Origin of the sequence: Qipengyuania thermophila, assembly GCF_004153605.1 — a bacterium.
GTDB classification, from domain to species: Bacteria; Pseudomonadota; Alphaproteobacteria; order Sphingomonadales; family Sphingomonadaceae; genus Qipengyuania_B; species Qipengyuania_B thermophila.
The window spans coordinates 492,629-511,572 of sequence record NZ_SDSI01000002.1; the positions used below are offsets into that span (position 1 = coordinate 492,629).

The window sequence follows — 18,944 nt, forward strand, 5'->3', positions numbered from 1 at the left end:
GGCCTCGTCCACCCGCTCAGCCACGCCGATGTCAGTGACCGGCGTGATCTCCGCCGCCCGGTGGGAGCACGGCCGCTCTGAAGGTCGCGGCGCGATTGCCGAGCAGCGTCAGGGTGACGTCAGCCTCTCCGCCGGGTTGAAGATCGGCGGGAGGGCCAAAGACCATGACGTGCCGCCCTCCCGGTGCAAACGACACGGTTTCACCCGGCTGGAGCGACAGCGGCGCCATTTCGCCCATGACCATGCGGCCATCCCATTCCTGATATTCGTGCAGCTGTGCCGACTGGGCGCCGGCGACGCTTGCGCCGCGGATCGTCACCGCCCGGCTGTCGCGGTTGACGGCATCGAAGTAGACCGCGGCCGGATTGCCCTGCACGGCGTTCAGCACCAGCCGGGCGTTGGTGATCTCGAGCCCCGCATTCGCCACCTCGCCAGCCGGCTGAGCCTCGTTGCACGAGACGAGCGGCACGGACGCCGCGAGCAGGAACAGCGTCGCCAAACTTGCTTTGGGGAACATCGACCACCTCCTTGGACACGCGAGGCGCCTTCCTAGTCCGGGCGCCTCTCTTGTGCCACGAAATTCGCCGCTTATATCGCCCCCCGACACGTGTTCTGCACCGGGACGGGGACCCGTTATCCAGCACGCGGGGCGCGTCTATCACAAGATCAAGTGGGGACTAGATGGCTAAGGTAATCGGCATCGACCTCGGGACCACCAACAGCTGCGTTGCAGTCATGGACGGCGGCAAGCCCAAGGTCGTGGAAAATTCCGAAGGCGCGCGCACGACTCCGTCGATCGTCGCTTTCACCAAGGACGGAGAGCGTCTGATCGGCCAGCCGGCGAAGCGGCAGGCAGTCACGAACCCGGACAATACCATCTTCGCGGTGAAGCGTCTGATCGGCCGGCGGTTCGACGACCCGGTGACCAAGAAGGACACTGAACTCGTCCCGTATCAGATCGTGCGCGGCAAGAACGGCGATGCCTGGGTCAAGGCCGGCGGGGAAGAATACTCGCCCAGCCAGATCTCGGCCTTCATCCTTCAGAAGATGAAGGAAACGGCCGAGGCCTATCTCGGGGAGTCGGTGACGCAAGCGGTCATCACGGTTCCCGCCTACTTCAACGACGCGCAGCGGCAGGCGACCAAGGACGCGGGGCAGATCGCCGGCCTCGAGGTGCTGCGGATCATCAACGAGCCGACGGCGGCGGCGCTCGCCTACGGTCTCGACAAGGAGGACGGCAAGACGATCGCGGTCTACGACCTCGGCGGCGGCACGTTCGATGTCTCGATCCTCGAGATCGGTGACGGCGTGTTCGAGGTGAAGTCGACCAACGGCGACACCTTCCTTGGCGGCGAGGACTTCGACAGCGTGCTGGTCGAGCATTTGGCCGACCAGTTCCAGAAGAAGGAGAACATGGACCTGCGCAAGGACCGTCTTGCGCTCCAGCGGCTCAAGGAAGCGGCGGAAAAGGCCAAGATCGAGCTGTCCAGTTCACAGCAGACCGAGATCAACCTGCCGTTCATCACGGCACGGATGGAGGGCGGCTCCTCCACGCCGCTGCATCTGGTGGAGACGATCACCCGCTCGCAGCTCGAAAAGCTCGTCGACGGGTTGATCCAGCGCACGCTGGAACCCTGCCGCAAGGCGCTGGCCGACGCCGGCATCGACAAGGCCGCCATCGACGAGGTGGTGCTGGTCGGCGGCATGACCCGCATGCCGCGGGTGCGCGAGGTCGTGGAGCAGTTCTTCGGCAAGAAGCCGCACACCGGCGTGAACCCTGACGAGGTCGTGGCGATGGGTGCTGCCATCCAGGCCGGCGTGCTTCAGGGTGACGTCAAGGACGTGCTGCTGCTCGACGTGACGCCGCTCTCCCTCGGCATCGAGACGCTCGGCGGCGTGTTCACGCGGATGATCGACCGCAACACGACGATCCCGACCAAGAAGACCCAGGTCTACTCCACCGCAGAAGACAACCAGAACGCCGTGACCATCAAGGTCTATCAGGGCGAGCGCGAAATGGCGGCCGACAACAAGCTGCTGGGCAATTTCGACCTCATCGGCATTCCGCCGGCGCCGCGCGGAGTGCCGCAGATTGAGGTGACGTTCGACATCGACGCGAACGGCATCGTCAGCGTGTCGGCGAAGGACAAGGGGACCGGCAAGGAGCAGACCATCAAGATTCAGGCGTCCGGCGGTCTGTCGGATGCCGACATTGAGCAGATGGTCCGCGATGCGGAGCGGTTCGCCGAAGAGGACAAGAAGCGGCGCGCCGCGGCGGAAAGCCGCAATCAGGCCGACAGCCTGGTGCACGCCACCGAGAAGCAGCTTGAGGAGCATGGCGCCAAGATCGATGCCGGTCTCAAGGCAGAGGTCGAGGCCAAGATTGCCGACGTGAAGACGGCGCTGGAAGGCGACGACGCTGCGGCGATCGACGCCAAGGCGCAGGAACTGACGCAGGTCGCCATGCGCATGGGGCAGCAGATCTACGAGCAGGAGCAGTCCGCTGCTTCGGCATCGGCCGCCGGCGGAGACGGCGCGGCTTCCGGCTCGGGATCGGCCAGCCATGACGATGGTGTCGTGGACGCCGAGTTCTCCGAAGTCGACGACGACAAGAAGAACTGAGCAGGAACCTCTCCTGTGCGGACGCCGCTGGCGCGTGAGTGCCAGCGGCAGCCGTTCTGAGACAACAGGCGCTCCATGGCTGTGACCGATATCGACCTGTATGAATTGCTGGAAGTCGACCGCCGGGCGGATGCGGCCGCAATCAAGGCGGCGTACCGCAAGCTCGCCATGCGGTTCCATCCCGACCGCAACCCGGGCGATGCCGCCGCCGAGGCACGGTTCAAGCAGATAAGCGGCGCCTACGAAATCCTGAAAGACCCGCAGAAACGGGCGGCCTACGATCGCTACGGCCACGCCGCCTTCCAGCAGGGCGGACCCGCCGGCGGGCATGATTTCGCCGATCTCGGCGACATCTTCGAGACGATCTTCGGCAACGCCTTTGGCGGCGCCGGCGGAGCGGGCCATTCGCGGCGGGGGGCGGACCTGCGTTACGACCTCGAGATCACGCTCGAGGACGCATTCACCGGCAAGACGACCGAGATCACGATCGAGGCTTCGGTGGCCTGCGATCCGTGCGGCGGTTCAGGAGCAACGCCGGGAACAGGCACGCGCCGTTGCCAGCTGTGCTCGGGTTTCGGCAAGGTGCGGGCAAAACAGGGCTTCTTCGTCGTCGAGCGGCCATGTCCGACGTGTCACGGGCGGGGCGAACTCATCGAAAAGCCGTGCCGCGCCTGTGGCGGCGAGGGACGGGTCGACCGGCGGCAGGCGCTTTCGGTTGACATCCCCCCCGGCGTCGACACCGGCACCAGGATCCGGCTCAGCGGTCGGGGCGAGGCGGGAGCCAACGGCGCGCCAGCCGGCGACCTCTACATCTTCCTGCATGTGAAACCCCATCCGGTGTTCGAGCGGGCGGGCACCAACCTGCACACCCAGGTTCCGATCAGCTTCACCACCGCTGCCTTGGGCGGCGCTGTGGAATTGCCTGGCATGGATGGCGAGACGATCACGCTCGACATTCCGGCCGGCATCCAGTCGGGGCGGCAGCTTCGCCGGCGCGGCGAGGGCATGCCGGTGCTGCAGGGGCGCGGGCGCGGCGACCTTGTCGTTGAGGTTGTGGTGGAAACCCCCTCCCGGCTCACCCGCGAGCAGCGCGAGTTGCTGGAACGGTTCCGCGAGCTTGAGACCGGCGAAGAGTGTCCTCAGTCGCGCGGGTTCGTGGATCGGCTCAAGGCGATGCTGGGCACCTGATCCGGCACGTCCGCCGAAGGGGCCGAAAGTGCGGCGACTTCCGCATGGAGCGTCGGCAGCAGATGGGCATCGGCGGTGAGCCGGCCCTGCTCCTCGTCGAGAATGGCGAGGAACGCAGCCTGCTTCAAAGCCCGCAGTCGGTCGGCCGGCAGGGGCGGATCGGCGGTCGAGGCGAGCAGATCGACCATCCGTTCGGCCCCGTGCAGCCGGCCCCACAGATAGTCGTTCTCCCGGTAGGCGCGGCTGAAGAAGGCTCCGAAATTGTAGAACTCGATGCCCCGCAGCGTTGCCGGGGTGCCGCCCGCGCGGATCGACAACGCGTCCTCGGGCGAGATCCGGTCGATGCGGATCGGGTCGAATTCCCAATAGAGGTCGCTGCGCATGACGGTGAACGTCGCCGCATCGTAGAACGGAAAGCCGAGATAGGTCAGCAGCATCCGGCGGCGCAGCGGTTTGGACAGCGTCTCCAGCAGGGCGGAAAACATCTGCTCGGCCGCCGCGTCGGTTTCCGGCAGCAGCCGGTGCGCCGCAAAATGGCGCAGCACCGCGTCGGGATCGCGGATCACCTCAGCGGCCAGCACCGGAAATTCCTGCCCGAGCACCTCGGGCGTGGCGCGATCTTCGTAGTGGGCGATGATCCGGTAGATCTCGGCATGCGCCCTTGCGGCTTCCTCTCCCAGCGCGAGCTGCGGTTCCCACTCGCGCGACAGCCGGCGGGCGAGCATCCGCATGCGCCGCAGCCGGAAGCCGAGGTCGTGCACGCGAAAGAACTGGATGCCCGCCGGCCCGCCGTAATCCGCCGGCAGGACGCCGCCGCCGATCTCCCGCTCGATCGCGGCGCGCAGCGCGTCTTCCACCTGCGGGAGATCCGCTCCCGCGGGCGGGGGCGCTGCCGCCGTCACAAGCTCTGCCAGGCGCCGGGCGATCGCGTCGGCCTTGGCGAGCGCGTAGGAGCGGAACGCGAACCCCGCCTGAGCGACGGCGGCTTCCTGTGCCTTGCGGCGCCAGGCGGCCAGACGCCGCGGCGTGGGACGATCGAGGAACAGGGTTCGCCCGAACAGCGCATCGACGGTCTGCTCCACCTGCGGGGTGAGCGTTCGCAGGGTGCGCAGCAGCGCCTCGGCCCGGCGCGACTGGTCGGCGATGGCGGCAAGGTCGTCCCGGATGGGCTGTTCGCGCGGAATGGTGGACAGCGACCCGAAGATGGCGCTGAAGAAGTTGGGTCCGCTTGCGCGGGCGCGCGCCTGCACGGGGCCGATGCGGTCGGGCCGCGGGTCGATGTAGACGAACCGGCGGTCCACCTCGCGCGGGGCCGGGCGGCCGGTGAGGCGCCCCATCGCCTGCCGGAACGGGGCGTTGATCAGCACCGAACCGTCGATCAGGGCAAGCGTGTTGCTGTCCGCTCTCGCCGCCCCGTCGGGCAGGAGCGCGTCCAGGAACCCGGCGCGTCCCGGCCAGGCGATGTCTCTGCCGGCAAGCACCTGGTCGAGTTCGCCCGGGCGGAACACCGGAAACGCGCCGGGAAAGCTTGCGGTCGCGCGCGCGGCGAAGGCGAGGGCGGGGAGATCCGCCAGCGTTCCGCCAGCCGACGCGCCCACCACCGCGCGAAAGGCGATCGGCACCCGGTGCTCCCGCTCCTCCACCTGCGCCGGACTGTGCAGCCGGATCGGCACATGGTGGCCATGGAAGTCCGTGGCGGTGACCAGCAGGTCGAGCGGATAGCCGGGGGGCAGCAGCGGATTTTCCGGCGCGTTCGCCCGCATGGCGGCAAGGGCGTCGAGGAGAAATCCGGAGAAAGCGGCGCCGGAAAATGGCGGCTGGAACCATCGGCCTCGCACCAGGCGGGAGATCTTGCCGGCGACCTCGCTGCGCATCTCCGGGGCGACAGAGGCAGACACGGCCCCGCCCGGACGCCGCATCAGCCACCACACCAGCGGCTGCGCCCACAGCTTGCCGTACCGCCACAAGGGACGTGCGTCGGGGTCGGTCAGCCGCTCGCTGTCGGCGACGTCCAGCCACATGTCGGTCAGCGGCTCGAGCGATTGCCCGCTGTAGACCGCCTGGGCCAGAAACACCGCGTTGATGCCGCCCGCGCTCGCCCCGGTGAGAATGTCGGGCAGAACGCGCAACCGCAGGCCGGCACGCTCCTCCAGCAGGCGCAGGATCTCGGCGTAGACCGCGCATGTGCCTCGTGGCGAGGCGGCGTGACGCGCCCGGTCGCGGCTGGCGCGGGCGAGATGCCACAGCTCCTTGGTCACGCCATGCATGTAGACGGCAAGACTGATCCCGCCGTAGCAGACCAGCGCCACCCGGAGATCCTTTTGCCGCATGCGCCGGTTAGACCAGCTTTCGCGCGAAGCGCAATTGCGTTCCGCAAATGTTCCGGATAGATCGCGGCATGGGCAAGGCGAAGAAGCGGTATGTGTGTCAGGCCTGCGGCGCCGCGGCGTCGCGGTGGCAGGGACAGTGCGCCGACTGCGCGGAATGGAACACGCTGGTCGAGGATGCGCCGGTGACGGCGTTCGCGCAGAAGCACGACCTGTCGGGCGGCGGGCGGAAGATCGCGTTTTCGTCGCTCGATGCGCCAAGCGCGCCGTTGCAGCGCATCGCAACTGGCCTCGCCGAGTTCGACCGGGCGACAGGGGGCGGCCTCGTGCCCGGCTCGGCGATCCTCATGGGCGGCGATCCGGGCGTGGGCAAGTCCACCCTGCTGCTGCAGGCGGCGGGCAGAATGGCGCAGGCAGGGCGCAGCGTCGCCTATGTCAGCGGGGAGGAGGCGGCGGCGCAGGTCCGGCTGCGGGCGGCACGTCTCGGCCTATCCGCCGCACCCGTGGGGCTGGCTTCCGCGACGAGCGTGCGCGACATCCTCACGACGCTGGCGGAAGGGCCGGCACCCGACCTGCTGGTGATCGATTCGATCCAGACCATGCATTCTGACTTGATCGAGGGAGCGCCCGGCACGGTCAGCCAGGTGCGGGGGTGCGCCTTTGAGCTGATCCGCTTCGCCAAGGAGCGCGGCTGCGTCCTCGTTCTGGTCGGGCACGTCACGAAGGACGGAGCAATCGCCGGGCCGCGCGTGCTCGAGCACATGGTGGATGTGGTGATGAGCTTCGAGGGCGAGCGAAGCCACCAGTTCCGCATCCTGCGCGCGCTCAAGAACCGGTTCGGCGCGGTGGACGAGATCGGCGTCTTCGCCATGGCCGGGGCGGGTCTGGAAGAGGTGCCGAACCCGTCCACCCTGTTCCTGAGCGGGCGCGATCAGCCGCTGGCCGGGTCGGTGGTGTTTCCCGCGCTCGAAGGCACCCGCCCGGTGCTGGTCGAAATCCAGGCGCTGATCGTCCGTCTTCAGTCCGGCGCGACCCCTCGCCGGGCCGTGGTCGGATGGGATGGCGGCCGGCTGGCGATGCTGCTGGCGGTGCTGGAGTCCCGCTGCGGGCTGAGCTTCTCGAGCGCCGAGGTGTATCTGAACGTCGCCGGAGGGTACCGGCTGAACGACCCGGGGGCGGATCTCGCTGTTGCCGCGGCTCTTGTGTCCGCGCTCGCCGACCGGGAGATGGATCCCAAGCATGTGTGGCTGGGCGAAGTGTCGCTGGCCGGCGAGATCAGGCCGGTGGCGCACGGTCCGCTGCGCCTCAAGGAAGCGGCCAAGCTCGGCTTCACCGTCGCTGCCGGCCCGGCCGGCCTCGGCCCGCCGCAAGGGCTCGCCTATCATCCGATGGAGCGCCTCGGCAATCTCGTTGACCGGGTCATCGGCGGGGTCTAGGTCCGCGCAGGCAGGCGTATGACAGGGTTCGACTACATCGTGTTGCTCGTCGTCGGCGTGGCGGCGATCGGCGGCTTCATGCGTGGCTTCGTGCAGGAGGTGCTGTCCCTGCTGGCCTGGGTCGCGGGCATCATGGCCATCCGGCTTTTCCACACCGCGCTGGCGCAATGGCTGGCGGAGCGCATCGGCGAGGGCACGAGCACCGAGGTGCTGGCGTTCGTCCTTCTGCTGCTGGTGCCGTATGCCCTCATCCAGCTGCTCGCGCGCAGGGTCGGCAGCGCGTCGCGTCGGTCGGTGCTCGGCCCGGTCGACCGGGCGCTCGGCTTCGGGTTCGGCATGGTCAAGGGCGTGGTCGTCGTGATCGTGGGCTTCTCCATGCTCGTGCTTGCCTATGACACCATCTGGGGCGTCGGGGGACGACCGGCATGGATGGTTCAGGCGCGCACCTACAGTTTCATCGACGCCGGATCGCGCGCCTTCGTGGAGATGATTGCCGAGCGTCGTGACGAATACCTCCAGGGGCAGCAGGATCAGCCTGCCACCACTGATGCCGCCTGACAACGTGGGCGGTGCTGTACGCGGCGGCGCGACGACCCTCTACACGCCCGCCGTGCTGGCGCTTGCGGCCGAGCTTTCGCGTTTTCCGCCGCAGGCCGATCACCCTCTCAGGGTGGACGTGCGCTCGAGGGTCTGCGGCAGCAGGATCGTGATGACCGGGACGCTCGACAGCGACCTTCGCATTGCGGACGTCGGCGTCGCTGTCTCGGCCTGCGCCGTCGGTCAGGCTGCAACCGCGCTCCTCGTCAGGTCGGTGACCGGGTGTGATGCTGGCGATCTCGCCAAGGCGCGCGAGGCGCTGACGCAGTTCCTGTCCGGGACCGCGGGCAATGCCGGCTGGCCGGGCATGGATCTGCTGGCGGCCGTCTCCAGACACGCCGGCAGGCACGCGGCGGTGCTGCTCCCCTGGGATGCCGCCCTCGCGCTTGTGGAGCAGGGCGCCACCGCCCGTCGGGCAGCCCGGTCCTGATGCCGCTCGAAGGGGGGCATCCCACACTGCTGATCGATGCGCAGGCGCTGGCAGCGAACTGGCGCACCATGGCGCGCATGGCTCCGTCGGCCGAGGTGGCCGCGGCGGTCAAGGCGGATTGCTACGGTCTCGGGGTCGATGCATGCGTGCCGCACCTCGTCGCGGCCGGAGCCCGGCACTTCCTGGTGGCGCACTGGTTGGAGGTGGAGGACGTGGCCCGTCATGTGCCGCCGGCGCGGATCAGCGTGCTGCACGGCCCCGTCTGTGCGGCCGACGTGGCGATAGCCCGGCGGACGGGAGCGCGGCCGGTTATCAATTCTCTGGCCCAGGCGCAGCGCTGGGTGCAGGCGGGCGGCGGTCCCTGCGACCTCATGATCGACACGGGGATCAACCGCCTCGGACTGCGGCCTGACGAGGTGCGCGATCCGGTTGTCGGGCAGCTCGACATCGAGGTGCTGATGTCGCATCTCGCCTGCGCCGACGAGGACAGCCCCCGCAACGCGCAGCAGCAGTCGCTGTTCACGGCGCTTCTCAGCGCGGTGGCGCACCGCCGTGCCAGCCTGGCCAATTCGGCCGGCGTCGCTCTGGGCGCCTCCTACCACCTGGACGTGGTGCGTCCGGGGCTGGCGCTTTACGGCGGCGTGCCGCGCCGGGAACTGGCGGGGCGGATTGCGCCGGTGGCGACGCTCGCCGCCCCGCTCGTCCAGCGGCGCCGGGTGCGGCAGGGCGAGGGGGTCGGCTACAACGGCACCTTTGCCGCACCCCGTGACATGGACATCGGCATCGTCTCCCTCGGCTATGCCGATGGCCTTTTGCGTGTCTGGGGTGGGAGCGGGGCATTGCACTTCGACGGGCGGGAACTGGCCATGGTCGGCCGGATCTCGATGGACATGCTGGCCGTCGACCTGACCTGCGCGCCCGATGCGCGCGAAGGGGATCTTCTCACGCTGGCTCACGACGTTCCCGCGGCCGCACACGCGACCGGTCTTTCGCAGTACGAGGTGCTCACGACACTGGGCCGGCGCATGCCGCGGCGCACGGTGCGGGGGTCCGGTTGCACCGCGGGACCGGCCGGTGCTAATGCTGCGCAGCAATAAGCGCGAAGGAAGGATGCTGCGGTGGCGAAGCGTCAGGCGGGCGACGGCCCGGTCATCATCAAGAAATACGCCAACCGGCGCCTCTACAACACCGGGTCTTCCACCTACATCACGCTCGACGATCTGGCCACGATGGTCCGGCAGAATGTCGACTTCAAAGTGGTCGACGCGAAGACCGGCGACGATCTGACCCACGCCATCCTGACGCAGATCATCATGGAAAAGGAGGCCGGTCAGGGCGAGCCGATGCTGTCCGTGCCGTTCCTGCGTGAACTCATCGCGATGTATGGCCACTCGGTGCAGGCGCTCATGCCGGCCTATCTGACCACCATGATGCAGCAGTTCCGCGAGAACCAGGAGAAGCTCGGCGAGGCGTTCGGCATGGGACAGGGAGCGGCCGCCCTGGCCAAGATGACCGAAACGAACCTCGCCATGATGCGCGCCGCAGGCCGCGCCTTCATGCCGCCGCTCGGGGGTGCCGCCGGCAGCACCGGCGCCGGCAAGGCGCCGGCGTCCCCGAAAGCGGAGCCGCCCTCGCGGGACGACGATCTCGCCGCGCTCAAGGCGCAGCTGGCGAGCATGCAGAAGCGGCTTGACGAACTGGACCGGTGAGCGGCTTACCGGCTTTTCCCTCTTTCCAGGATTTCGCGTGGCTCAGATCCGACATGCGCTAGGCATCAAGCGCGCCGACAACTTCGCCCAGTGGTATCAGGAGGTCATCTCCGCCGCGGACCTCGCCGAGGATTCCGGCGTGCGGGGATGCATGGTCATCAAGCCGTGGGGCTACGGCATCTGGGAGCGGATTCAGCAGCTGCTGGACCGCCGCATCCGGGCCGAAGGGCATGACAACGCCTATTTCCCCTTGTTCATCCCCCTGTCCAATTTCGAGCGCGAGGCCGAGCATGTCGACGGGTTCGCCAAGGAAATGGCCGTCGTCACCCACCACCGCCTGATCGCCGACGGCAGCGGACGGCTCATCCCCGACCCGGACGCGCGTCTCGAGGAGCCGCTGGTGGTGCGGCCCACATCCGAGACGATCATCGGCGACGCCATGGCGCGGTGGGTGCAGAGCTGGCGCGACCTGCCGCTCAAGCTGAACCAGTGGGCCAACGTGGTGCGATGGGAGATGCGCACACGCATGTTCCTGCGCACGTCCGAGTTCCTCTGGCAGGAAGGTCACACCGCCCATGCCGACGCGGCGGAGGCAAAGGCGCACACGCTGCGCATGCTGGAGGTCTACCGCGCCTGTGCCGAGGACGATCTCGCCTTGCCGGTCATCGCCGGTCAGAAGCCGGAGAACGAGCGGTTCCCCGGCGCTGTCGAGACGTGGTCGATCGAAGCCATGATGCAGGACGGCAAGGCGTTGCAGGCCGGCACCTCGCACTATCTCGGCACCAATTTCGCCGAGGCGGCGGGGATCCGCTTCCAGAACCGCGAGGGACAGCAGGCGCTGTGCCACACGACCAGCTGGGGCGTGTCCACCCGCATGATCGGCGGGATCATCATGACGCATGGCGACGATGACGGCCTGCGCGTGCCGCCCCGCATCGCACCATGGCAGGTCGTGATCCTGCCGATGCTGCGCGAACGCGAGGACGACGACGCGCTGCTCCGGTACTGCGAAACCCTGCGGCAAAGCCTTGCGGGCGCCTGCGCGCTGGGCGAGCCGCTGCGCGTGCTGCTGGACGCGAAGCCCGGCAAGGCTGCGGCCAAGCGCTGGGACTGGGTGCGCAAAGGCGCGCCGGTCATTCTCGAGGTGGGACAGCGCGACCGCGAGAGCGGTGTCGTCACCCTGATCCGCCGGGACAGGCTGTGGGACGCCGGCACCGGCAAGCTGGAGACGGCGGTGCTGCCTCTCGACGGGGCCGGCGACAAGCTGCCTCTCCTGCTCGATGAGATCCAGCAAGGCCTGTTCGCGGATGCGCGGCAGCGGCGGGACAGCCACATCCGCCGCGACATCGCTACCTTCGACGCGCTTGCGCAGGCCTTCGCCGGTGACGATGCGGTGGCAGGCTGGGCCGAGGTGCAGTGGGCGCGCCCGACGGGTGACGAGCTTGCGGGCGTGGTCGAGCGGCTCAAGGCGATGCGCCTGACCTTCCGCAACGTGGACATGACGGCGGCACCGGCGGATGGCGTGTGCCTGTTCACCGGTGCCCCAGCGGTCGAGCGGATCCTCGTCGCCAAGGCCTACTGACCGGCAACGCCTTGCCTTGAGGAGCGATGTGCGGGACAAGACCTGCATGAAAACGCCTTTCGCTCTCGCCTTGCTGCTGACGACCTCCGCCGCCTTCGCGCAGGAGACGGACACCGCGTTCCCGGTGGCGGAGGACCGCCTGCGCGGGGATGTCGAAACGCTGGTCGCGTTCGGCACCCGTCACACCCTGTCCTCGCAGGACGACCCGCGCCGGGGCATCGGCGCCGCGGTCGACTGGTCGCTGGCGGAGATGCGCCGCATCGCCGCCGCCTGCGGCGGGTGCCTGGAGATCGTGGCGCCCGAGCAGACGCTCGAGGGCGCGCGCCTGCCCGGGCCGACGCGCATCCGCAACGCCGTCGCGATCCAGCGCGGCTTCGAGCGGCCCGACGAGGTGGTCATCGTGCAGGCGCACATCGACAGCCGGGTGTCGGACGTGATGAACGCCGACGCGGATGCGCCGGGCGCGAACGACAATGCGTCGGGCAGCGCGCTGGTTCTGGAGGCGGCGCGGGTGCTGTCGCAACGGCGCTACCCGGTCACCATCGTCTACGCCCTGCTGTCGGGCGAGGAACAGGGGCTGTACGGCGGGCGGGTGCTCGCCGACACCGCCGCGAGCCGGGGATGGCAGGTCAAGGCGGTGCTCAACAACGACATCGTCGGGAACAGCTGCGGATCGGACGGGCTGTGCGATGCGGCGCATGTGCGGGTGTTTTCCGAAGGCCAGCGCGCCGATCTCAGCCCGGCGCTGAGAGCCGCGCAAAGACGCGACGGAGGCGAGAACGACAGCCCGTCGCGCAACCTCTCCCGCTGGCTGGCGGAGCTTGCGGCAGAGGATGCAAGCGGTCTTGCCGTCCGGCAGATCTGGCGCACCGACCGGATGGGTCGGGGCGGCGACCAGATCCCGTTTCAGGAGCGCGGCATCCCGGCCATCCGCTTCTCCGTCGCGGTGGAGGACTACAACCACCAGCATCAGGATCTGCGCGTCGAAGAGGGCATCCGCTTCGGCGACACGGTCGAGGCGATGGACTTCGCCTACCTTGCGCGGGTGACGCGGCTCAATGTCCGGGCGCTCGACGCGCTCGCTCGGACACCGGCACCGCCAGCGCCGACGGCCACGGCGGCGGTGCAGACCTTCACCGCGCTGTCCTGGCAGCCGGTGCCGGGGGCGCGCAGCTACACCGTCTGGCAGCGGCGCACTGACGAGCCGAACTGGCCCCGGCAACCGGTGCGGGCGGGACTGACCGCGACGCAGCTCCGTCTCGACGGGGTGCGCGGGGACGACTGGCTGTTCGGCGTCAGCGCGTGCGACGCGGCGGGCCAGTGCAGTCCGGTGGCCAGTGCCGTGCCCGCAGGGGCGTTCCGCCCGGCAGAAGCGCCCGGGCAGCCAAGAGCAGGAGAGCAGTGACATGATGACGGCAAGATCCTGGCTTCTCGCGGCGGCCGCGGCCGCCCTTCCGGTGAGCGCGGCGGCGCATCACGGCTGGATCTCCTATGACGAGACGCAGCCGGTCACGCTGACGGGTCATCTGACCAGCGTCGAATGGAGCAATCCGCACGCCACGGCGACGATGGTGTGGCAGGGGCGGCAGTGGGACGTGATCCTCGCGCCCGTCTCGCGCATGACCGCGCGGGGGCTGGCGCTGCAGGACATCAACAACCGCCAGACGATCACCATCACCGGCTATGTGCGCCGCGACGGCACGCCGGAAATGCGGCTCGAGCGCGTGCGGGTCGGCGACCGGGTCGTCGAGCTGCGCTGACGCGTGCAGGAGGGGCTGCTGGCGCTCGATGCCTGGCTCGGGCAGACGGGACTGAACGCATGGGTGCGCAGCAGCCCCCACATCTATCCGTGGGCCAATGTCCTTCATGTCCTGGGCGTGGCGCTGCTGGTTGGAGCCATCGGCATTCTCGACCTGCGCATTGCCGGCGCGTGGCGGCGCCTGCCGCTTGAGGCGCTTTCGGCGGCGCTGACGCCCCTTGCGGCCACGGGAGTGGCGGTGCAGGCCGCCTCGGGTCTGGTGCTGTTCGCGGCGGACGGTCAGGCGCTGGCGGCATCCGGCGTGTTCCATGCCAAGCTGGCGCTGATGGCCGCGGCGCTGCTCAACGCGGCACTGTTCCGGTGGCGCTGGCGCAGTCTCGCACACGCTTCACGCACGCGCGGAGAGGTCGTCGCCCGCGAGGAGCCGCCGGCCTCAGCACGCCTGCTCGCCCTTGCGTCGCTGGCCCTCTGGATTGCGGTGCTGATCCTCGGTCGCCTGATCGCCTACGCCTGATGCGAGGTTGAGCATCGGCGGCCGAGGGGCCATAGCGGCACCATGCCGCGCCACCGACCCGCCGGCTTGCCTTCGCGCGAGCAGATCCTCGAGTTCCTCCGGACCTCGCCACATCCGGCGGGCAAGCGCGAGATCGCCAAGGCCTTCGGGCTGAAGGGCGACGACAAGCTGCAGCTCAAGCGGCTGCTCAGGGACATGGCGGAGGAGGGGCTGATCGATGGCAACCGCACCGCGTTCCGGCGGGCGGGCGGGGTGCCGCGCGTCACCGTGCTCAGGATCGTCGACACCGACGAAGAGGGCTGGGTGGCCGTGCCGGACACATGGGAGAGCACCCATGACGGGGATCCTCCCCGAATCCGCATCGCGGAGCGTGGCACGGACAGCGGCAGGAAACGGGCATCGACCCCGCCCCTGAAACGGGGCGACCGGGTGCTTGCCCACACGGAGCAGAGCGGCAACACGGTCACCGCCCGGGTGATGAAGCGTCTGCCGCCGCGCGCAGAAGGGCTGATCGGCGTGGTGGAGACCGACAGCGCCGGGCGGCTGGTGCTGGCTCCGGTCAGCAAGCGGGTGCGTGACTCGGTGCCGATCGGCGATGCAGGCGGGGCGCGCGTGGGCGAGCTGGTGCTGGCGGAGCGCACGGGACGTTCCGCCCGGGGAGCCGCTCGGGTCGTCGAGGTGGTCGGCGATCCGCTCGCGCCGAACAGCTTTTCGCTCATCGCCATCGCCGAGCACGACATCCCGCACAGCTTTCCCCCGGCGGCACTGGCCGAGGCCGAGGCCGCCACCGTTCTTCCGCTGTGCGCGGACGAGAGAGAGGACCTGCGCCATCTGCCGCTGGTCGCCATCGACCCGCGCGACGCGCGCGACCATGACGACGCGATCTGGGCCGAGGCCAAGGAGGATGGCGGCTTTCGCGCCGTGGTGGCGATTGCCGACGTGTCCTACTATGTCCGCCCCGGCGGCGCGCTCGACCGGGAAGCGCGGCGCCGGGGCAACAGCGTCTATTTTCCCGACCGCGTCGTGCCGATGCTGCCCGAGGTGCTGTCGGCGGACGTGTGTTCGCTTGTCGAGGGCGAGGACCGGGCGGTCATGGCCTGCCATCTCGACATCACCGCCGAGGGACGGATCGCCGCGTGGCGCTTCTCCCGCGGGCTAGCGCGGCTGGCGGCGAACATCGCCTACGAGGATGCGCAGGCCGCCATTGATGCGGGCGCCGCGGGCGCGGAGCTGCGCGCCCTGTGGGCGTGCTGGCGGCTGCTGCACGCCGCGCGGGTGGCAAGAGGTCCGCTCGAGCTCGACCTTCCCGAGCGCCGGGTCGTGCTCGACGAGGGCGGCGGCATCGCGGACATCGTCACGCGGGAGCGGCTCGACGCGCATCAGGTGGTCGAGGATTTCATGATCGCCGCCAATGTCGCCGCCGCGCGGGCGCTTGAGGCGAAGACCTCGCCGGTGGTTTACCGCGTGCACGAGCCGCCGAGCCGGGAGAAGCTGCTGGCGCTGCGCGAGTTCCTGGCGACGCAGGGCCGGTCGCTGGCGCTCGGGCAGGTGGTCACGCCGGCGCTGTTCAACCGCATGCTCAAGGACATCGCGGACGACACCGAACGGGCGCTGGTCATGCAGGCCGTGCTCAGAAGCCAGACGCAGGCCTATTACGGCCCCGCCAATGCGGGCCATTTCGGCCTGTCGCTGGCTTCCTACGCGCATTTCACCTCGCCTATCCGCCGCTATGCCGACCTGCTGGTGCACCGGGCGCTGGTGGATGCCTACGGTCTCGAGCAGAGTGGCGCCGTCGCCGGCGTGCCGCAGGAGACGGGGCTGTCGGCGCGCGACCGGGCGAGCCTTGCCTCGGTGTCCGAGGCGATCAGCGCAACCGAGCGCCGGGCCATGGAGGCGGAACGCGACACCATCGACCGTTACGTCGCCGCGTGGCTCGCGGGCCGGGTGGGGGAGGAGTTCGACACCCGCATCACCGGCGTGCAGTTCTTCGGCTTCTTCGCCACCATCACCGGCGTCGGCGGGGACGGGCTGGTCCCGGTGTCCACCCTCGGGGACGAGTTCTACCGCTTCGACGAGGCGGCGCAGGCGCTCGTCGGCGCGGACAGCGGACGGCGCTTCACCGTGGGCGACCGCCTCCGCCTGCGCCTCGTCGAAAGCAATCCGCTGACCGGGGGGCTGCGCTTCGCCTTGCCGGATGCGGAGACCGCGGACGCGGATGCGCCGCTGGCAGCGGCTCGATCGGGACAGGCGCGCAGAGGCGCGCGGCCCGAACGGCCACGACGCGGGCGGCCCGGCAACATCCGCCACCAGGGCCGCCGCCGCTAGCCGAAGCGGCGCCCGCTCAGGCGATCTCGTCGAGCGCCTCGTCCGTCATCCCGCCGGGGACGATGTAGAGGGGGCAGGGCAGCGTGCCGGCCACGGCCGAGAAGTGCGTCACCAGCGGACCCGGCCCTCCGGTCGCGGAGGCGGCCAGCACCAGCGCGGCAACGTTCGGGTACTCGTCCAGATACTCTCGGATGATCGCCTGCGGCTCGCCCTGGCGGACCGCGATGACCGGGCGGCGACCGGTCTCGGCGAAGATGTTGCCCGCCTCGCTCGCCGCCAGGACCTCGGCCCGCTCGCGCGCTTCCTGCTCGATGGTCGCCTGCACCGCGCCGAAGGCGTTGAAGCCCTGCGGCGGCGCAAGGGCGAGGATGTGGACGAGCGACTGGGTGCGCGCAGCCCTGCGGGCGGCAAAGCGCAGCGCCCGGCGCGCTTCGGCCGTCTCGTCCATCACCACCAGATACACGCGCATCGATCAGCCCCCCGAACGCATCTGCTTACCGCCCGCCGACCGTCATGTGCAAGCACTTGCCGGTGACGCGGATATTGGTCACAGAGCATGCGTTCCTTCACCCAGCCGAGGATGCGCCGGTCGCCATGCCCATAGCCATCAAGATGCCTGCCCTGTCGCCGACGATGGAGGAGGGCACGCTCGCCCGCTGGCTGATCGAGCCAGGGCAGACCGTTGCCGCCGGTGACGTCATGGCGGAGATCGAAACCGACAAGGCGACAATGGAGTTCGAAGCGGTGGACGAGGGCGTGGTGGCCAGCCTGCTGGTTCCCGCCGGAACCGAGGGCGTGAAGGTGGGGACGGTCATCGCCGTGCTCGCCGCGGAGGGTGAGGATCCGGCAGAGGCCGAACGCGCCCTGACTGCCGAGGCATCCGGGACGCAGCCCGCCGAGGGCGCCCCGACCGATGCGGCGGATCGGGGCGGCGGTTTGCCTCGCGCCGCAGAGCCGACGGGCGACGCGGCGACGGCAGTCTCACCTCCGGCGTCGCCGGCGTCATCGGCGCAGCGGTCGCGGATCATCGCCTCGCCGCTCGCTCGCCGCATCGCCGAGCAGCAGGGGGTCGACCTCGCGCAGGTGAAGGGCACGGGGCCGGGCGGCCGCATCGTCAAGGCCGATGTCGAGGCCGCGCAAGGCGACGCGGCGGTGACGCCTGCGCCGGCGCAGCCCGCAACGCCACCGCCGCCCGAACCGGCGACCGCAAGGTCGCCCGCCGCCGCCCCGGATGCCGACGCGCGAGGCGGGGAGGCGCCGTTCGAGACGGTCAAGCTCAACAACGTGCGCAAGGTCATCGCCCGGCGGCTGACCGAGGCGAAGCAGACGATCCCGCACATCTACCTGACGGTGGACGTGCGGCTCGACGCGTTGCTCGATCTGCGCGCGCAGCTCAACGCGTCGCTCGAGGCGGATGGCGTCAAGCTGTCGGTGAACGACCTGCTGATCAAGGCGCTCGCCCGCGCGCTCGCCCGCGTGCCCGCCTGCAATGTCAGCTTCCAGGGCGACGCGCTGCACCGCTACAGCCGGCAGGACATCTCGGTCGCGGTCGCCGCGCCATCCGGCCTCATCACCCCGATCATCGTCGATGCGGGTCGCAAGGGGCTGGCGCAGATCTCGACCGAGATGAAGGAACTCGCCGCCAGGGCGAAGGACGGCAAGCTGCAGCCGCACGAATATCAGGGCGGCACCGCCTCGCTCTCGAACCTCGGCATGTTCGGCACCAAGCAGTTCGACGCGGTCATCAACCCGCCCCAGGCCATGATCCTCGCCGTCGGCGCGGGCGAGCAGCGCCCGTGGGTCATCGACGGCGCGCTCGGCGTGGCCACGGTGATGAGCGTGACGGGCAGCTTCGACCACCGCGCGATCGACGGCGCCGACGGAGCGCAGCTGCTTCAGGCGTTCCGGCAGCTGGTCGAGCAGCCGATGGGGTTGGTGGTTTGACGGCGACACACACGCATCGCGAGACCGCTGCGACATGACACTTCGCGATCTCCTCATCCGCGTCACCGCCATGCCGGCGGACACCAACCCCTATGGCGGCGTGTTCGGCGGGTGGTTGATGAGCCAGATGGCGCTCGGCGCGGGGGCGCTGGCGAGCCGGGTGGGGCGTGGCAAGGCGGTGGTCGTCTCCGCCACCGACTTCGCCTTCCCCGGAGCGATGAAGGTCGGGGACGAGCTGAGCGTCTATTGCGACATCGTGGCGACCGGTACAACCTCCCTCACCATTGCCGCCGAGGCGATCGCCCGCGAACGGCATGGGGAAGCGACGACACGGGTGGCGAGCGGCGTCTTCAAGTTCGTGCTGCTCGACGAGGAGGACCGGCCGCGTGCCGTCCCTGTGTCGTTCGGGCATGCGCCGGAGACGGCGAACGAGGGCGGCTGATGCTGTCCTACACGGCGCATTCCATGGCAGGCGGGGACGATGACGAACGCCCCGCCGCGCCTCTGTTCC

17 protein-coding genes are annotated in these 18,944 nt (G+C 69.6%); 14 read left to right on the forward strand and 3 right to left on the reverse strand.

The window, feature by feature from the left end; genetic code table 11:
- Nucleotides 1-31 precede the first annotated feature (31 nt).
- Nucleotides 32-517 carry a copper chaperone PCu(A)C gene (locus ETO60_RS06720; protein ID WP_130003956.1) on the reverse strand — a complete coding sequence of 162 codons (486 nt, stop codon included), beginning with the start codon at nucleotides 515-517 and terminating at the stop codon, nucleotides 32-34.
- A gap of 164 nt (nucleotides 518-681) precedes the next feature.
- Here ETO60_RS06720 and dnaK point away from each other — a divergent pair, with 164 nt between their 5' ends.
- On the forward strand, nucleotides 682-2,622 hold the full coding sequence (gene dnaK / locus ETO60_RS06725) for a molecular chaperone DnaK (protein ID WP_130003958.1): 1,941 nt from the start codon (nucleotides 682-684) through the stop codon (nucleotides 2,620-2,622).
- 75 nt (nucleotides 2,623-2,697) lie between these two features.
- The gene (gene dnaJ / locus ETO60_RS06730) at nucleotides 2,698-3,810 is read left to right on the forward strand and encodes a molecular chaperone DnaJ (protein ID WP_130003960.1); all 1,113 of its coding nucleotides are present in this window, start codon (nucleotides 2,698-2,700) and stop codon (nucleotides 3,808-3,810) included.
- On the opposite strand, the gene ETO60_RS06735 is transcribed toward dnaJ, so the two are convergent.
- Nucleotides 3,762-6,119, reverse strand: a complete 2,358-nt coding sequence (locus tag ETO60_RS06735; protein ID WP_234026372.1) for a patatin-like protein — start codon at nucleotides 6,117-6,119, stop codon at nucleotides 3,762-3,764. The genes dnaJ and ETO60_RS06735 overlap by 49 nt on opposite strands.
- A gap of 89 nt (nucleotides 6,120-6,208) precedes the next feature.
- Here ETO60_RS06735 and radA point away from each other — a divergent pair, with 89 nt between their 5' ends.
- From radA to rnr, 10 genes are read left to right on the forward strand one after another with little or no spacing between them, the layout of a single operon-like run.
- Entirely contained in the window at nucleotides 6,209-7,573 is a 1,365-nt protein-coding gene (gene radA, locus ETO60_RS06740) for a DNA repair protein RadA (RefSeq protein WP_130003964.1), read from the forward strand.
- Nucleotides 7,574-7,591: 18 nt separating this feature from the next.
- On the forward strand, nucleotides 7,592-8,131 hold the full coding sequence (locus tag ETO60_RS06745) for a CvpA family protein (RefSeq protein WP_130003966.1): 540 nt from the start codon (nucleotides 7,592-7,594) through the stop codon (nucleotides 8,129-8,131).
- The gene (locus tag ETO60_RS06750; RefSeq protein WP_130003968.1) at nucleotides 8,121-8,600 is read left to right on the forward strand and encodes an iron-sulfur cluster assembly scaffold protein; all 480 of its coding nucleotides are present in this window, start codon (nucleotides 8,121-8,123) and stop codon (nucleotides 8,598-8,600) included. Before ETO60_RS06745 ends, ETO60_RS06750 begins: the two co-directional genes overlap by 11 nt.
- Nucleotides 8,600-9,697, forward strand: a complete 1,098-nt coding sequence (gene alr, locus ETO60_RS06755; RefSeq protein ID WP_130003970.1) for an alanine racemase — start codon at nucleotides 8,600-8,602, stop codon at nucleotides 9,695-9,697. The genes ETO60_RS06750 and alr overlap by 1 nt, the downstream gene beginning before the upstream one ends.
- Before the next feature lie 21 nt (nucleotides 9,698-9,718).
- The gene (phaR, locus tag ETO60_RS06760) at nucleotides 9,719-10,309 is read left to right on the forward strand and encodes a polyhydroxyalkanoate synthesis repressor PhaR (RefSeq protein ID WP_130003972.1); all 591 of its coding nucleotides are present in this window, start codon (nucleotides 9,719-9,721) and stop codon (nucleotides 10,307-10,309) included.
- Between the two features lie 37 nt (nucleotides 10,310-10,346).
- Nucleotides 10,347-11,891: an aminoacyl--tRNA ligase-related protein gene (locus ETO60_RS06765; protein WP_130003974.1), complete on the forward strand. Its 1,545-nt coding sequence runs from the start codon at nucleotides 10,347-10,349 to the stop codon at nucleotides 11,889-11,891.
- A gap of 46 nt (nucleotides 11,892-11,937) precedes the next feature.
- Nucleotides 11,938-13,296, forward strand: a complete 1,359-nt coding sequence (locus ETO60_RS06770; protein WP_130003976.1) for a M28 family peptidase — start codon at nucleotides 11,938-11,940, stop codon at nucleotides 13,294-13,296.
- A 1-nt stretch (nucleotide 13,297) separates the two neighbouring features.
- Nucleotides 13,298-13,651, forward strand: a complete 354-nt coding sequence (locus tag ETO60_RS06775) for a DUF6152 family protein (RefSeq protein WP_199798843.1) — start codon at nucleotides 13,298-13,300, stop codon at nucleotides 13,649-13,651.
- A gap of 3 nt (nucleotides 13,652-13,654) precedes the next feature.
- Complete coding sequence (locus ETO60_RS06780; protein WP_199798844.1) at nucleotides 13,655-14,164, forward strand: hypothetical protein; 510 nt, start codon at nucleotides 13,655-13,657, stop codon at nucleotides 14,162-14,164.
- Nucleotides 14,165-14,206: 42 nt separating this feature from the next.
- Nucleotides 14,207-16,489 carry a ribonuclease R gene (rnr, locus tag ETO60_RS06785; protein ID WP_130003978.1) on the forward strand — a complete coding sequence of 761 codons (2,283 nt, stop codon included), beginning with the start codon at nucleotides 14,207-14,209 and terminating at the stop codon, nucleotides 16,487-16,489.
- A gap of 16 nt (nucleotides 16,490-16,505) precedes the next feature.
- Here the strand turns inward: rnr and ETO60_RS06790 are convergent, their stop codons facing one another.
- Nucleotides 16,506-16,958, reverse strand: a complete 453-nt coding sequence (locus ETO60_RS06790) for a universal stress protein (RefSeq protein ID WP_130003980.1) — start codon at nucleotides 16,956-16,958, stop codon at nucleotides 16,506-16,508.
- Nucleotides 16,959-17,083: 125 nt separating this feature from the next.
- Here ETO60_RS06790 and ETO60_RS06795 point away from each other — a divergent pair, with 125 nt between their 5' ends.
- Both ETO60_RS06795 and ETO60_RS06800 read left to right on the forward strand, forming a co-directional pair.
- Nucleotides 17,084-18,433: a pyruvate dehydrogenase complex dihydrolipoamide acetyltransferase gene (locus ETO60_RS06795; protein ID WP_130003982.1), complete on the forward strand. Its 1,350-nt coding sequence runs from the start codon at nucleotides 17,084-17,086 to the stop codon at nucleotides 18,431-18,433.
- 34 nt (nucleotides 18,434-18,467) lie between these two features.
- A complete protein-coding gene (locus ETO60_RS06800; protein ID WP_234026373.1) occupies nucleotides 18,468-18,875 on the forward strand; it encodes an acyl-CoA thioesterase in 408 nt (135 codons plus the stop codon).
- Nucleotides 18,876-18,944 lie beyond the last annotated feature (69 nt).